We start from the raw sequence: 14,068 nt of genomic DNA, 5'->3' as shown, positions 1-14,068 counted from the left end.
GGTTCCGTATTTATCACGTAGGCAGTTAAGCCGGTTCTAAAGCCCAAAAAACTCGCGGGCCGTTAATTCATCTCGCGCGATTTGCGCCTTAAGTTCATCCAGCGAAGCGAATCGCTGTTCATTGCGTATTTTTTTACGCAGTATCACATCTATATGGCGACCATACAGGTCCATTACAACGTCCAGCAGGTGTACTTCTAACTGTTGACGCACACCGGCAACCGTTGGACGTGTGCCAATGTTGGCGACGCCGTAGAAAGGCTTCTCGCCCAGTCCTGCCACTTCCACCGCATAGACCCCTTTAACCGGGGAGACCTGACGACGCAGCGGTATATTCGCCGTCGGGAAACCTATCGTGCGGCCCAGCGCATCGCCATGGACCACGCGACCTGAAATCGTGAACGGGTGACCCAGCAGCGTTTCTGCCGTGTCCAGTTCATCGTTCGCCAGCGCCTGACGTACCGCCGTGCTGCTGACGCGCACGCCGCCCTCGCAGAAGGTCATTGTACTGGTGACGTCAAACCCGTACTCCAGGCCAGCCTTCTGTAATAACAAGAAATCGCCCTGACGACCAGCGCCAAAGCGGAAATCATCGCCCACGGCGAGAAACTGCACGCCAAGCTGCCTGACCAACAGGTCGCTGACAAAATTTTGTGCGGTCAGCGCGGCAAAACGACGGTCGAACCGTACACACAGGACGTAGTCCACCCCTGACTCCGCCAGGTAGCGTAACTTCTCACGCAGACGCGTCAGCCGCGCGGGGGATTTCTCGCCTGCAAACAGCTCCAGCGGCTGAGGCTCGAAAATCATCACCACGACGGGCAGGCCTCGCGCCTCGCCTTCTTTACGCAATCCCTGCAACAGCGCCTGATGCCCACGATGCACGCCGTCGAAATTACCAATGGTCAGCACGCACCCGTGCGGGGCTTGACTGAGATTATGTATGCCGCGTATCAGCTTCATGACTGGCTCAAAACAGTGAAAATCGCCAAAGTATACCTTGTACAGCGGTTAAGGTTAACCGGCGATTGTTCACGCTAAACAGAAAGCCGTATGATTTCATCACGCTGACCTTTCACAGCAAAAAAATCTGCCCGCGAACTGCGATTTTTACGCCGAAAAGCTGTATTCACGAACGACAAGCTGGTAGAATCCTGCGCCATCACTACGTAACGTAGCGTCGCCACATTAACGGCGCTTATTTGCACAAATCCATTGACAAAAGAAGGTGTAGAGGGCATATTCCTCGGCCTTTGAATTGTCCACATAGATCATATTTGGGAGTTGGACCTTGGCTAATATCAAATCAGCTAAGAAACGTGCCGTTCAGTCTGAAAAGGCTCGTAAGCACAATGCAAGCCGTCGCTCTATGATGCGTACTTTCATCAAGAAAGTATACGCAGCAATCGAAGCTGGCGACAAAGCTGCAGCGCAGAACGCATTTAACGAAATGCAACCAATCGTGGATCGTCAGGCTGCTAAAGGTCTGATCCACAAAAACAAAGCAGCGCGTCATAAAGCAAACCTGACCGCGCAGATCAACAAACTGGCTTAATCGCCACTTGTTGTTGCTTGTTTGAAAGAACCCGCTTAACGCGGGTTTTTTTATGCCTTCAGATTGCCGGCGGCGTAAACAGCGCCGAGTAGTCCCGGTTGCAGATTCGCTGCACCGCCGGATGCTGAATCATCCTTTCGGCGAATATGGCGTGATACTCTTCCATCACGTTATCCACCCTGCCAATCTCGGTAATCTTGTCGTCTGAATAGAGATCGTGCGCATACAGCGTCGGGGCAACGAAGATAGCGTTGTGCGCCTCGCCAAAGGCTTTCATCAGCGCCGCATCGTCGAACTCACCGAGAATTTCTACGTTTAGCCCCTGCGAGTTAAACCAGTTCAGCAGCTTACGTCCGAGCATGGACCGCCTCCCCGGAACCAGCAAGCGGCGCTCTTCCAGGCAAGCCGGAAACGGTTTTTCCGGCGGTGGATTGATGCACCAGAAACTGACACCGCATTCGCCAATTTTCACCGAGAACAAGCCTTCCTGCTGCGTGGAATCGATAGGACAATCCGAAATAATCATATCCAGCTTATGCTGGCTCAGCTGTTCCAGCAGCATCTCGTGAGTGGACTCAAAGCAGCGTAAATGTATCTGTTCATCTTCCACCACCGCCGCATCCAGCACACCGCTTACCAGCCGTTTGGACAACGCATCCGCCACGCCCACGTCAAAGAGCAGGTTCGACTCTTTGCGATAGTTAACGATATCCAGCATCTCCTGGCTCAGGGTGAACATCTTGTCCGCATAGCGGAATACCAGTTCACCCAGCTCGCTCGGCTCAATGCCACGCCCTTTCCGCTTAAAAAGCTTTCCCTGCAAGCGCTCTTCCAGGGCTTTGATTTGCCCGGTGATAGTCTGTGGCGTCAGGTAGAGCGCCTCTGCGGCACCCACGACCGAGCCCTGCTTGTAGACATGCCAGAAGTAATAGAGATGGTTATAGTTCAAATGAGACATCACGTTTTCACTCCCTGATAGTTTATCGGGAGAAGGCTTCCCTTCTCCCGGTTTCCTGTTATGCCTGGACAGCCTGTCCGGACAACTTCACCTTCAACAAGGTGTAACCCATAACCGCGGCCAGGAACGACCCGATAAGAATGCCGAGTTTCGCCCAGACGATAAGCTCAGGCGCGCTTGCGCCAAACGCCAGCGTCGAGATAAAGATCGACATGGTGAATCCAATACCGCACAGCACGCCAACGGCCATAATCTGGCTAAAGGTGGTTCCGTTTGGCAATGACGCCAGCTTCAGCTTCAGCGCCAGCCAGCAGAACAGGCTGATGCCCAGCGGCTTACCAATAAACAGACCGGCGATGATACCCAGCGGCAGCACAGAGGTGAGTCCGTCCAGGGTAACCCCGGCCAGGGAAACACCCGCGTTGGCAAACGCAAACAGCGGCAGGATCATAAAACCCACCCACGGATGAAGCACATGCTCCAGCTGTCTGGCAGGCGATTTGCCGTCCTGTTCCTTCAGCGGAATAAAGAAGCCAACGATGACGCCCGCCAGCGTGGCATGCACGCCAGACTTCAGCACCGCCGTCCACAGCACCATCCCCACCAGAATATAAATCCCCGTGCGTCGGACGTTGAAGACGTTCAGCAACGCCAGCACCGCAATAGCCACGGCCGCCACGCTCAGAGACAGAACGGACAGATCGCTGGTGTAGAACAGCGCGATAATCACGATAGCGCCCAGATCATCGATAATCGCCAGCGCCATCAGGAAAATTTTCAGTGCTACCGGGACGCGGCTACCGAGCAAGGCTAAGACCCCGAGCGCAAACGCGATATCCGTTGCGGCCGGGATCGCCCAGCCGTCACGAGCAACCGGATCCTGCCACGCAAATGCGAGAAAGAGCAACGCCGGAACGATCATCCCGCCAATCGCCGCGATCACCGGAAACGCCGCACGCTGACGGCTGGCAAGCGAACCGCTCACCAGCTCACGTTTAACCTCCAGGCCCACCAGCAGGAAGAACACCGCCATCAGCGCATCGTTGATCCACAGCAGCATGTTCTTATTAATTTCCAGCGCCCCGACCTTCAGCTCGACGGGCGTTTCCAGAAATGCGTGATAGAGATCGCGTGTCATGCCCATATTGGCGAGCAGCATGGCAGCCGCAGCAGCAATAATCAGGATGACGCCGCCGGATGCCTCACTGCTAAAGAAACGGTGTAGTAATTTCACGTTTAAACTCTCTTTTACAACAATACCTCGGTAAAACCATAATATCAGCGCAAACAGATCGGTAAAAACAGATTAATATTGGTTATAGATTCAGTTTAACCGAGGTATAACGCTATAAAGCAAAAAGCCCGGAATCGCTTCCGGGCTTTAAATGATAGTAACCAGCTGGCGGGTTAGCGGGTTAAATCGTCGAAGAATTTTTTGACGCCATCGAAGAAGCTTTTGGAGCGCGGGCTGTTTTTCTCACCTGTCGGGCCACCAAAGCTTTCCTGAAGCTCTTTCAGCAGCTGTTTCTGCTTATCGTTCAGGCCGACCGGCGTTTCCACGACCACGCGGCATAACAGGTCACCCTGCGCGCCACCGCGAACGGATTTAACGCCTTTGCCGCGCATGCGGAACAGTTTCCCGGTCTGGGTTTCGCCAGGGATTTTCAGGTTAACGCGACCGTCCAGCGTCGGCACTTCGATTTCGCCGCCCAGCGCCGCCATCGCAAAGTTGATCGGCACTTCACAGTACAGGTTGTTACCTTCACGCTCGAAGATGGCGTGCTGCTTCACCTGAACCTGAACGTACAGATCGCCTGCCGGTGCGCCGTGCTCGCCGGCTTCACCCTCACCTGCCAGACGGATGCGGTCGCCCGTATCGACGCCTGCCGGGATCTTAACGGACAGCGTTTTGGTTTTCTCCACGCGACCGTGACCATGACATTTGGTGCACGGATCTTTAATCAGCGTACCGCGACCATGACAGTGCGGACAGGCCTGCTGCACCGCGAAGAAGCCCTGGCGCATCTGCACCTGACCGGAACCGTGACAGGTTGGGCAGGTCTGTGGCTGAGTCCCCGCTTTCGCACCGCTGCCGTGGCAAACGTCACACTCTTCCAGCGTCGGAATACGGATCTCTTTGGTGACGCCGCGAACCGCTTCTTCCAGCGTCAGGTCCATGTTGTAGCGCAGGTCTGCGCCGCGCGCCGCGCGCTGACGGCCACGCCCGCCACCGAAGATATCGCCAAATACATCACCAAAGATATCGCTGAAATCAGCGCCGCCGCCGAAGCCGCCGCCGCCAAATCCACCGCCGCCCATGCCGCCCTGTTCAAAGGCCGCGTGTCCGTACTGATCATAGGCCGCACGTTTTTGTGCATCGGTCAGGACTTCGTAGGCTTCTTTAATCTCTTTAAATTTGGCTTCAGCCTCTTTGTCACCCTGATTACGGTCAGGGTGGAATTTCATGGCCAGGCGCTTATACGCCTTTTTGATTTCACGCTCTTCCGCAGTTTTCGGAACGCCTAAAATCTCGTAATAGTCTTGCTTTGCCATTGGTTTTTTTAAGCCCCTTAACATGCGAGCACGGGCGTGGAGAATTCTCCTACGCCCGTGCCGATTACTTACCCTGCATCAGGGCGATTATTTTTTGTCTTTCACTTCTTCGAACTCAGCGTCGACAACATCGTCGTCTTTCGCGTTGTTCGCCGAAGCATCAGCGCCCGCCTGCTGCTGTGCGTGCTGCTGCTGAGCGATTTCCATCAGCTTCTGAGAAACCTGTGCCAGCTCCTGCATCTTCGCTTCGATGTCCGCTTTGTCTTCGCCTTTCAGAGACGTTTCCAGCGCGCTCAGTGCAGTTTCGATTGCAGTTTTGTCTTCCGCTGGCAGTTTATCGCCCGCTTCTTCAACCTGCTTACGGGTGCTGTGCAGCAGATGGTCACCCTGGTTACGGGTCTGAACCAGCTCTTCAAACTTACGGTCGGATTCCGCGTTAGCTTCGGCATCACGAACCATTTTTTCGATTTCCGCTTCGTTCAGGCCAGAAGATGCCTTGATGGTAATCTTCTGCTCTTTACCGCTGTTTTTGTCTTTCGCAGACACGTGCAGGATACCGTCAGCATCGATGTCGAAGGTGACTTCGATCTGTGGCATGCCGCGTGGTGCCGGGTTAATACCGTCCAGGTTGAACTGACCCAGAGATTTGTTATCCGCCGCGCGCTTACGCTCACCCTGAATCACATGGATGGTTACCGCAGACTGGTTGTCTTCAGCGGTAGAGAACACCTGGCTGTGTTTCGTCGGGATAGTGGTGTTTTTGTTGATGAGCGGAGTCATCACGCCACCCATGGTTTCGATACCCAGAGACAGCGGGGTAACGTCCAGCAGCAGTACGTCTTTCACTTCACCGGTCAGTACACCACCCTGAACCGCAGCACCGATAGCAACCGCTTCGTCCGGGTTCACGTCTTTACGTGGCTCTTTACCAAAGAATTCAGCCACTTTCTTCTGAACCATTGGCATACGAGTCTGACCACCTACCAGGATAACGTCCTGAATGTCAGACACGGACAGGCCAGCGTCCTGCAATGCAACTTTCAGTGGCTCGATAGAACGGTTCACGAGGTCTTCTACCAGGCTTTCCAGTTTCGCACGGGTCACTTTGATGTTCATGTGTTTTGGACCGGTCGCGTCTGCGGTGATGTACGGCAGGTTCACGTCGGTCTGCTGAGCGGAAGACAGCTCGATCTTCGCTTTCTCAGCGGCTTCTTTCAGGCGCTGCATAGCCAGCGGGTCGTTACGCAGGTCAATGCCCTGATCTTTCTTGAACTCGTCAACGAGGTAGTTGATCAGACGGGTATCGAAGTCTTCACCACCCAGGTGGGTATCACCGTTGGTTGCCAGAACTTCGAAGGTTTTTTCGCCGTCAACATCGTCGATTTCGATAATAGAAATATCGAAGGTACCACCACCCAGGTCGTAAACCGCGATAGTACGGTTGCCAACTTCTTTATCCAGACCGTAAGCCAGTGCTGCTGCGGTTGGTTCGTTGATGATACGTTTTACTTCCAGGCCTGCGATACGGCCAGCATCTTTGGTTGCCTGACGCTGAGCATCGTTGAAGTAAGCAGGTACGGTGATAACAGCTTCAGTTACCGGTTCACCCAGGTAATCTTCCGCAGTTTTCTTCATTTTCTTCAGCACTTCAGCAGAGATCTGCGGAGGTGCAGTTTTGGTGCCTTTCACATCAAGCCATGCATCGCCGTTATCGGCTGCGATGATTTTGTAAGGCATGATGGAAACGTCACGCTGAACTTCTTCGTCCTGGAAGCGGCGGCCAATCAGGCGTTTGATCGCAAACAGGGTGTTTTGCGGGTTTGTCACTGCCTGACGTTTAGCCGGCTGACCAACCAGAGTTTCACCATCCTGGGTATAAGCAATGATAGAAGGCGTGGTGCGATCGCCCTCGGCGTTCTCCAGCACACGTGCAGTAGTGCCATCCATAATCGCTACACAAGAGTTGGTAGTACCCAGGTCGATACCAATAATTTTACCCATCTAAACGTCTCCACTAAAAATTCAGTCAACATGTGGTTGTGTACCTGTAATAAGGGCAGAACGTGCTTTTTCAACTGCCCAGATTTGATTTTTTTCAGGTCCACACACTGCGGTTGCTTACAAGATGGGGTCACAACGGCATCCATCAAGGGGGAAGGATAAAAAATTTTTTAATTTCACCCCGGTGAGATCATAGACGGCGTCGATGCCGCCCATTATGATGCCGCGCCCCGTCAGGGAGAACTGGCGCGGGTTTAACCATTTCACCATATTAATGATGATTTTTTGAGGACTTATGGGCAACACTAAGTTGGCTAATCCGGCTCCGCTGGGCCTGATGGGTTTTGGCATGACCACCATTCTGCTGAACCTGCACAATATCGGGATGTTCCCGATGGACGGCATTATCCTGGCGATGGGCATTTTTTACGGCGGTATCGCACAAATCTTTGCGGGCCTGCTGGAATATAAGAAAGGCAACACCTTCGGCTTAACCGCCTTTACCTCTTACGGTTCTTTCTGGCTGACTCTGGTCGCGATTCTGCTGATGCCTAAAATGGGCCTGGCGGAGGCGGCAAACGCCCATTTCCTGGGCGTGTACCTGGGACTGTGGGGCGTGTTCACCCTGTTCATGTTCTTTGGCACCCTCAAGGCGAACCGCGCGCTGCAATTCGTCTTCCTGAGCCTGACCGTCCTGTTCGCCCTGCTGGCCATCGGTCACCTGGCGGATAACGAAGGCATCGTTCACGTTGCCGGCTGGGTCGGTCTGGTTTGCGGCGCAAGCGCAATCTACCTGGCCATGGGTGAAGTGCTGAACGAGCAGTTCGACCGCACCATTCTACCGATTGGTGAAAAACACTGATCCCTCTGTCGTGCCCGCGTCGCGGGCACGACGTCCCTCTGACTGGCGAAGCCACACCCCCAATACCAGCCCCATCAGCGATAACGCCAGCACGTACCACGCAGGTGCAAAGGGCGACAGCCCCATCAACACCGTCACCACAATCGGGGTCAGCCCGCCGAAAATGGCATACGAGACGTTATAAGAGAAAGAGATTCCGGTGAAGCGTACCTCCGGCGGGAAGGCGCGGACCATCACGTACGGTACGGCGCCAACGACGCCCACACACAGCCCGACGACACCGTACAGCAGGAACAGCTGTTCAGGATGGGTGCCCGCAAGATGATAGAATGCCCAGCTCGACGCGGCCAGCAGCAGGCTGCCGACAATAAAGGTCACGCTGGCGCCGAAACGATCCGCCGCCAGCCCGGCGGCCAGACAGCCAAAGCAGAGCATAATTGTCGCGATACTGTTCGCCTGTAACGTCACGGCAGGCGCAAAACCGTACTGTTTTTGCAGCCAGACCGGCGACATCAAAATGACCACCACGATACCCGCAGACAGCAGCCAGGTCAGAAGCATCGACACGACTACCGCTTTTTTATGCCGCACTACTACGGTTTTCACCGGCAGTTCTTGCGCCAGCGCCTTCCGCTGCTGCATTTCCAGAAATATTGGCGTCTCCTGCAACCAGCGTCGCAGGTACATTGCCACCAGCCCAAACGCCCCGCCCAGCAGGAACGGTATACGCCAGCCCCAGTCGTGAAGGGCCTGTTGTGTCATGCTGGTATTGATGATGGTTGCAACTACGGAGCCAAGCAGGATCCCGATCGTCAGCCCCGCGGTCAGCGTTCCGCACGCAATGCCGATGCGGCGCACCGGGACGTGCTCAGCGACAAACACCCACGCGCCAGGCACTTCCCCGCCGATGGCCGCGCCCTGGAGAATACGCATCAGCAGCAGCAATAACGGGGCGATAATGCCCATCGACTCATAGGTAGGCAAAAGGCCAATCGCCAGCGTCGGCACGGCCATAAGCAGGATGCTGAGGGTAAACATCTTCTTGCGCCCAACCAGATCGCCAAAGTGCGCCATGACAATGCCGCCCAGCGGACGCGCCAGATAGCCGGCAGCGAAAATGCCGAAGGTTTGTACCTGACGCAGCCATTCAGGAATATCCGCCGGGAAAAACAGCGCCCCCACAACGGCGGCGAAGAAGACAAAGATGATGAAATCGTAAAACTCCAGCGCGCCGCCCAGGGCAGCGAGCGTGAGGGTTTTGTAGTCCTGTCGATTCAGAGGTCGGGGATTATGTGACATAGCGAACCATTGTGCATGTGTTGTGGATTATTTTTTACAGCAATCGTAAAGAAAAAATTACTATATCGTAAATCCATTTACACGCTACTGCGGCTGGCGCTTATGTCACATTTTAATCATTTTCAGGAGATTGTTTCGCGGCGAGCGCTTTTAGGGCGAAATGCTGCTACCACGTTGCCGTCAGTTTCCACGTACGGACCGTCAAGCAGTTGTATACAATACGGTACACTTGCAAAGATACCGTGGACGATAACGCTGCCGTCCTCGGCTTTTACCCCTTCCAGCGTCTCTTTTATCGACTTCGGCTGCCCCGGCAGGTTCAGGATCAGCGCCTGTTTGCGGATCACCCCGACCTGACGGGAAAGAATGGCCGTCGGGACAAAGTGTAGACTGATCTGGCGCATCTGTTCACCGAAGCCCGGCATTTCACGATCGGCGATAGCCAGCGTCGCGTCCGGCGTCACATCGCGGCGCGCGGGGCCGGTGCCGCCCGTCGTCAGCACAAGGTGGCAGCTCATCTCATCCACCAGCTCACACAGGGTTTGCTCAATGATCGGCTGCTCATCCGGGATCAGGCGAGTCTGGATCTCAAACGGGGTAGTGAGCGCGCTGCCCAGCCACGCTTCCAGAGCAGGGATGCCTTTATCCTGATAAACACCGCTGGAGGCGCGGTCAGAAATCGACACTAAGCCGATGCGTAAGGTATTCATATCCATTCCATTCAAAAAGTACTGATTAAAGGGAATGATACACGCAGAGAGAAAATTCAGACAGAGGCGGGGGAAAGACGCGTGACCGGGAGCCCGGTCACGCAGAATGATTACAGCAGGTCGCCGATCATTTTTTCCAGTTTTTCCTGGTCGATAGCAAACTTACGGATACCGTCCGCCAGTTTATCTACGGCCATTGGATCCTGGTTGTGCTGCCACAGGAACTCGGACTCGGTGATGCGCTCAGGGCGCGCTTTCACTTCGCCAGTGTAAGACAGTTTACGCTCGATAGCACCTTCGCTTTCTGCCAGCTCTTTCAGCAGCGCAGGGGCGATGGTCAGGCGGTCACAGCCAGCCAGCTCGATGATTTCGCCGACGTTACGGAAGCTTGCGCCCATAACAACGGTCTCATAGCCGTGCTGTTTGTAGTATTCGTAGATTTCAGTCACAGAAATCACGCCTGGATCTTCAGACGCCGCGTACTCTTTCTTGTCGGTGTTGGCTTTGTACCAGTCCAGAATACGGCCCACGAACGGAGAAATCAGGTATACGCCAGCTTCGGCACATGCACGCGCCTGTGCGAAGGAGAACAGCAGAGTCAGGTTACAGTTGATGCCTTCTTTTTCCAGCTGCTCAGCGGCGCGGATGCCCTGCCAGGTAGAGGCCAGTTTGATCAGGATACGGTCGTTGCTGATGCCCGCATCGTTGTACAGTTTGATCAGGCGTTTTGCTTTGGCGATAGAGGCTTCGGTGTCGTAGGACAGGCGAGCATCAACTTCGGTAGAGATACGGCCAGGAACGAGCTTCAGGATTTCCAGACCGATGTTCACTGCCAGTTTGTCAGTGGCATCCACAACCTGCTGCGCGCGGTCATTGCTCTGTGCTTTTGCCCAGGTCACCGCCTCGTCGATCAGTTTGCGATACTCAGGGATCTGCGCGGCGTTAAGGATCAGAGAAGGGTTGGTTGTGGCATCCTGCGGCTGGTACAGCTTCATTGCCGCGATATCTCCGGTGTCAGCGACGACAGTGGTGAACTGACGAAGGGAGGTCAATTTATCCGTCATGATAGTGTTTCTCTTTTAACGTGCCCTGGATAATTCACACTACCGACAGCTTGCCAGCAGCGGAAAAATGACAGGTTTACTTGTTAGGGGGATGTAACCGGTCTGCCCTGATGATAACACGAGTGAGAGGCAGCGCAACCGCAGACAGTGCGCTTAGGCAGAGTATGATAAACTCAGAATATTAACAGGCTGCTAAGTAACAGCATGCACAATCAGTGGTAGCGCTTACATATTCACTTTGGCATCAACAAGAGGGACGTTAGTGCCTGATTTCTTTTTCTTTATCAACGAAGTCCTCTGGGGTTCGATCATGATATACCTGCTTTCAGGAGCAGGTATCTGGTTTACGTGGCGCAGCGGTCTGATTCAGTTTCGCTATATCCGCAAATTTGGCAGAAGTCTGAAAAACAGCGTCACCCCACAGCCGGGCGGCCTGACCTCGTTTCAGGCGCTCTGTACTAGCCTTGCCGCGCGCGTCGGCAGCGGTAACCTGGCCGGTGTCGCGCTGGCGATCGGCGCGGGCGGTCCGGGCGCGGTATTCTGGATGTGGGTGACGGCGATTATCGGTATGGCCACCTCCTTTGCTGAATGCTCGCTTGCGCAACTCTACAAAGAAAAAGACGGCAAAGGTCAGTTTCGCGGCGGTCCCGCCTGGTATATGGCTCGCGGGTTGGGAATGCGCTGGATGGGCGTTCTGTTCTCGATCTTTTTGCTGATTGCCTATGGCCTTATTTTCAATACCGTTCAGGCAAATTCCGTCGCCCACGCGCTGCGCTTTGCCTTTAATTGTCCGGAGTGGCTGACGGGCGGCGCGCTTGCCCTTCTCACCCTGCTGACCATTGTGACCGGGCTCAAAGGGGTTGCCCGCCTGATGCAGTGGCTGGTTCCGCTGATGGCGCTGCTGTGGGTGTCCACCAGCGTGATGGTATGCGCGATACATATTGACGAGGTGCCGAACGTCATCGTCACCATTTTCCAAAGCGCGTTCGGCTGGCGCGAAGCGGCTTCAGGCGCGTTGGGTTACACCCTTAGCCAGGCTCTCACTGCGGGTTTTCAGCGGGGTATGTTCTCCAACGAAGCGGGAATGGGCTCCACGCCGAATGCCGCCGCAGCGGCCGCATCCTGGCCCCCGCATCCCGCCGCGCAGGGCATTGTACAGATGATTGGCGTCTTCACAGACACCATTGTTATCTGCTCCGCCAGCGCGATGATCATGCTGCTGGCCGGTGCCGCTGAGCAACCGTCCGGTAGTACGGCAGGCATTCATTGGGTACAACAGGCGCTGGTCTCCCTCGTCGGCGGCTGGGGCGCGGGCCTTGTCGCACTTGTCGTGGGACTTTTTGCCTTTAGTTCCATTGCGGTGAACTATATCTATGCCGAAAACAACCTTATCTTCCTGAAAGTCAATTCGCGTCTGACCCGCAACGTCCTTCGCGCGGGTGTGCTGGGAATGGTTTTCGTCGGCTCCCTGCTCAGCATGCCGTTGGTCTGGCAAATAGCGGACGTCATTATGGCACTGATGGCCATCACGAACCTGACGGCCATTTTGCTGCTTTCACCGGTTGTGGCGCTGATCGCGCGCGATTATCTGCGTCAGCGCAAGCTCGGCGTACAGCCCGTCTTTGACGCCTCACGCTATCCCGAAATCGAGTCACAAATTGCCCCTGGCACCTGGGATGATTTGCCGCGGCAATAACAGCTATCGATCAATTCAGGGCGATTTTTTGTTAAAGTCGCTCTAAATTTCCTGCAAGGACTGGATATGCTGATTCTGATTTCACCTGCCAAAACGCTCGACTACCAGAGCCCGCTCGCCACTGAGCGTTATACCCAGCCGGAATTGCTGGACTACTCGCAACAGCTGATCCACGAGGCGCGTAAGCTTTCGGCTCCGCAAATCGCTTCGCTGATGAGCATCAGCGATAAACTCGCCGACCTGAACGCCACCCGTTTTCATGAGTGGCAGCCTGACTTCACGCCCGCCAACGCCCGCCAGGCGCTGTTGGCCTTCAAAGGTGACGTCTACACTGGCCTGCAAGCAGAAACGTTTAGCGAAGCCGATTTCGATTTTGCCCAGCAGCATCTGCGCATGTTATCCGGCCTGTACGGGGTGCTGCGCCCGCTGGATCTGATGCAGCCGTATCGTCTGGAGATGGGTATCCGCCTGGAAAACGCTAAAGGTAAAGATCTGTACCAGTTCTGGGGCGATGTCATTACCGACAAGCTTAACGCGGCGCTGCAAGCCCAGGGGGACAACGTGGTGATCAACCTGGCCTCCGATGAGTACTTCAAATCGGTGAAACCGAAAAAGCTGGATGCGGACATTATCAAGCCGGTATTCCTCGACGAGAAAAACGGCAAATTTAAAGTAATCAGCTTCTACGCCAAAAAAGCGCGCGGTCTGATGAGCCGCTTCATCATTCAAAACCGCCTGACGAAGCCAGAGCAGCTCACCGGCTTTAACAGTGAAGGGTATTTCTTCGACGAGGCATCGTCAGGAAAAAACGAGCTGGTGTTTAAGCGTCACGAGCAATAAAAGACAACCCCGCCAGCTGGCGGGGTTTGTGTTAATGGTGCTTCCGGTCCGGGCGACGATCGTCATGACGGTGGTGATCGTCACGATCGCGATGTTCATCGTGAGGACGCCAGTGGTTATCGCGCCAGTCATAGTGCGCTTTCCACCAGTCATGGTCGCGCCAGCGGCCGCCATCCCAGTAGTGCCCGTTATTATCCCGATCGCCAATTTGCAGTTTTACCGCGGGCACGAGGGTGATTTCAGCTGCCTGCACCGCCATCGGAGCGACCAGCATCAGTGAAAGCGCGATAAGTGCAGGTTTCAGTGTAGACATAGGTGACTCCTTTTTCTTCTTGCCCAACGTGGGCCGATGTAAGGAGAGTACGTGATGGGAACGGGGGATGTTATTCTCTGCAATCCTAAACGCTAAGTGACCGCATTTATTGGGAATTTCTGCTTTTTTCCTGCTGTTTTTCTCCTTAATTTCTCCATAAAAAAGCCGGGTGGCGGCTTCGCCTTACCCGGCCTACGTTCTGAGCCGTTGTAGGTCG

General features: G+C 54.8%; 13 protein-coding genes and 1 pseudogene. 4 read left to right on the top strand and 10 right to left on the bottom strand.

The annotated features are described in order from the left end of the window. Window positions 1-36: 36 nt before the first annotated feature. On the bottom strand, window positions 37-963 hold the full coding sequence (gene ribF / locus ACOTXL_RS09510) for a bifunctional riboflavin kinase/FAD synthetase (protein WP_003856456.1): 927 nt from the start codon (window positions 961-963) through the stop codon (window positions 37-39). Window positions 964-970: 7 nt separating this feature from the next. Beyond that, a pseudogene (locus ACOTXL_RS09505) lies at window positions 971-1,176 on the bottom strand (DUF2575 domain-containing protein); the annotation flags it as partial. Window positions 1,177-1,291: 115 nt separating this feature from the next. Here ACOTXL_RS09505 and rpsT point away from each other — a divergent pair. Further along, the gene (rpsT, locus tag ACOTXL_RS09500) at window positions 1,292-1,555 is read left to right on the top strand and encodes a 30S ribosomal protein S20 (protein WP_003856458.1); all 264 of its coding nucleotides are present in this window, start codon (window positions 1,292-1,294) and stop codon (window positions 1,553-1,555) included. A 58-nt stretch (window positions 1,556-1,613) separates the two neighbouring features. Here the strand turns inward: rpsT and nhaR are convergent, their stop codons facing one another. The 4 genes from nhaR to dnaK all read right to left on the bottom strand — a co-directional run bounded on the left by nhaR (window position 1,614) and on the right by dnaK (window position 7,067). After that, a complete protein-coding gene (gene nhaR / locus ACOTXL_RS09495) occupies window positions 1,614-2,513 on the bottom strand; it encodes a transcriptional activator NhaR (protein WP_003856462.1) in 900 nt (299 codons plus the stop codon). 58 nt (window positions 2,514-2,571) lie between these two features. After that, window positions 2,572-3,747 (bottom strand): Na+/H+ antiporter NhaA, encoded by a 1,176-nt coding sequence (nhaA, locus tag ACOTXL_RS09490; protein ID WP_022650383.1) that lies wholly within the window; start codon window positions 3,745-3,747, stop codon window positions 2,572-2,574. A gap of 173 nt (window positions 3,748-3,920) precedes the next feature. After that, window positions 3,921-5,066 carry a molecular chaperone DnaJ gene (gene dnaJ / locus ACOTXL_RS09485; protein ID WP_008502040.1) on the bottom strand — a complete coding sequence of 382 codons (1,146 nt, stop codon included), beginning with the start codon at window positions 5,064-5,066 and terminating at the stop codon, window positions 3,921-3,923. Window positions 5,067-5,153: 87 nt separating this feature from the next. After that, the gene (gene dnaK / locus ACOTXL_RS09480) at window positions 5,154-7,067 is read right to left on the bottom strand and encodes a molecular chaperone DnaK (RefSeq protein WP_003856470.1); all 1,914 of its coding nucleotides are present in this window, start codon (window positions 7,065-7,067) and stop codon (window positions 5,154-5,156) included. A gap of 295 nt (window positions 7,068-7,362) precedes the next feature. Between dnaK and satP the strand changes: the two genes are divergently transcribed. Beyond that, window positions 7,363-7,929: an acetate uptake transporter gene (gene satP / locus ACOTXL_RS09475; RefSeq protein ID WP_003856474.1), complete on the top strand. Its 567-nt coding sequence runs from the start codon at window positions 7,363-7,365 to the stop codon at window positions 7,927-7,929. Here satP and ACOTXL_RS09470 read toward each other — a convergent pair. The 3 genes from ACOTXL_RS09470 to tal all read right to left on the bottom strand — a co-directional run bounded on the left by ACOTXL_RS09470 (window position 7,906) and on the right by tal (window position 11,002). Then, a complete protein-coding gene (locus ACOTXL_RS09470; protein ID WP_032608470.1) occupies window positions 7,906-9,228 on the bottom strand; it encodes an MFS transporter in 1,323 nt (440 codons plus the stop codon). The two genes, satP and ACOTXL_RS09470, sit on opposite strands and share 24 nt — an antisense overlap. Before the next feature lie 122 nt (window positions 9,229-9,350). After that, a complete protein-coding gene (mog, locus tag ACOTXL_RS09465; protein WP_003856479.1) occupies window positions 9,351-9,938 on the bottom strand; it encodes a molybdopterin adenylyltransferase in 588 nt (195 codons plus the stop codon). A gap of 110 nt (window positions 9,939-10,048) precedes the next feature. Further along, window positions 10,049-11,002, bottom strand: a complete 954-nt coding sequence (tal, locus tag ACOTXL_RS09460; RefSeq protein ID WP_003856481.1) for a transaldolase — start codon at window positions 11,000-11,002, stop codon at window positions 10,049-10,051. A 262-nt stretch (window positions 11,003-11,264) separates the two neighbouring features. On the opposite strand from tal, the gene ACOTXL_RS09455 reads away from it, so the two are divergent. Together ACOTXL_RS09455 and yaaA are read left to right on the top strand one after the other, a co-directional pair. Then, window positions 11,265-12,698 carry an alanine/glycine:cation symporter family protein gene (locus tag ACOTXL_RS09455; protein WP_022650382.1) on the top strand — a complete coding sequence of 478 codons (1,434 nt, stop codon included), beginning with the start codon at window positions 11,265-11,267 and terminating at the stop codon, window positions 12,696-12,698. 66 nt (window positions 12,699-12,764) lie between these two features. Then, entirely contained in the window at window positions 12,765-13,538 is a 774-nt protein-coding gene (yaaA, locus tag ACOTXL_RS09450) for a peroxide stress protein YaaA (RefSeq protein ID WP_022650381.1), read from the top strand. Between the two features lie 31 nt (window positions 13,539-13,569). Here yaaA and ACOTXL_RS09445 read toward each other — a convergent pair whose 3' ends face one another. Continuing rightward, on the bottom strand, window positions 13,570-13,851 hold the full coding sequence (locus tag ACOTXL_RS09445) for a DUF2502 domain-containing protein (protein WP_032608469.1): 282 nt from the start codon (window positions 13,849-13,851) through the stop codon (window positions 13,570-13,572). Between the last annotated feature and the right edge of the window lie 217 nt (window positions 13,852-14,068).

Origin of the sequence: Enterobacter cloacae complex sp. IR5402 (assembly GCF_049238125.1) — a bacterium.
In the GTDB taxonomy this organism is placed as follows: Bacteria; Pseudomonadota; Gammaproteobacteria; order Enterobacterales; family Enterobacteriaceae; genus Enterobacter; species Enterobacter hormaechei_C.
The sequence above is the reverse complement of the archived record's forward strand: the minus strand, read 5'-3'. Positions and strand labels throughout refer to the sequence as shown.

What these genes read in the sequence shown, in the direction of transcription:
- dnaK (WP_003856470.1), bottom strand. Translation starts at nt 7,067, where the DNA reads ATGGGTAAAATTATTGGTATCGACCTGGGTACTACCAACTCTTGTGTA.
- ACOTXL_RS09445 (WP_032608469.1), bottom strand. Translation starts at nt 13,851, where the DNA reads ATGTCTACACTGAAACCTGCACTTATCGCGCTTTCACTGATGCTGGTC.
- ACOTXL_RS09470 (WP_032608470.1), bottom strand. Translation starts at nt 9,228, where the DNA reads ATGTCACATAATCCCCGACCTCTGAATCGACAGGACTACAAAACCCTC.
- yaaA (WP_022650381.1), top strand. Translation starts at nt 12,765, where the DNA reads ATGCTGATTCTGATTTCACCTGCCAAAACGCTCGACTACCAGAGCCCG.
- nhaR (WP_003856462.1), bottom strand. Translation starts at nt 2,513, where the DNA reads ATGTCTCATTTGAACTATAACCATCTCTATTACTTCTGGCATGTCTAC.
- tal (WP_003856481.1), bottom strand. Translation starts at nt 11,002, where the DNA reads ATGACGGATAAATTGACCTCCCTTCGTCAGTTCACCACTGTCGTCGCT.
- dnaJ (WP_008502040.1), bottom strand. Translation starts at nt 5,066, where the DNA reads ATGGCAAAGCAAGACTATTACGAGATTTTAGGCGTTCCGAAAACTGCG.
- satP (WP_003856474.1), top strand. Translation starts at nt 7,363, where the DNA reads ATGGGCAACACTAAGTTGGCTAATCCGGCTCCGCTGGGCCTGATGGGT.
- ribF (WP_003856456.1), bottom strand. Translation starts at nt 963, where the DNA reads ATGAAGCTGATACGCGGCATACATAATCTCAGTCAAGCCCCGCACGGG.
- mog (WP_003856479.1), bottom strand. Translation starts at nt 9,938, where the DNA reads ATGAATACCTTACGCATCGGCTTAGTGTCGATTTCTGACCGCGCCTCC.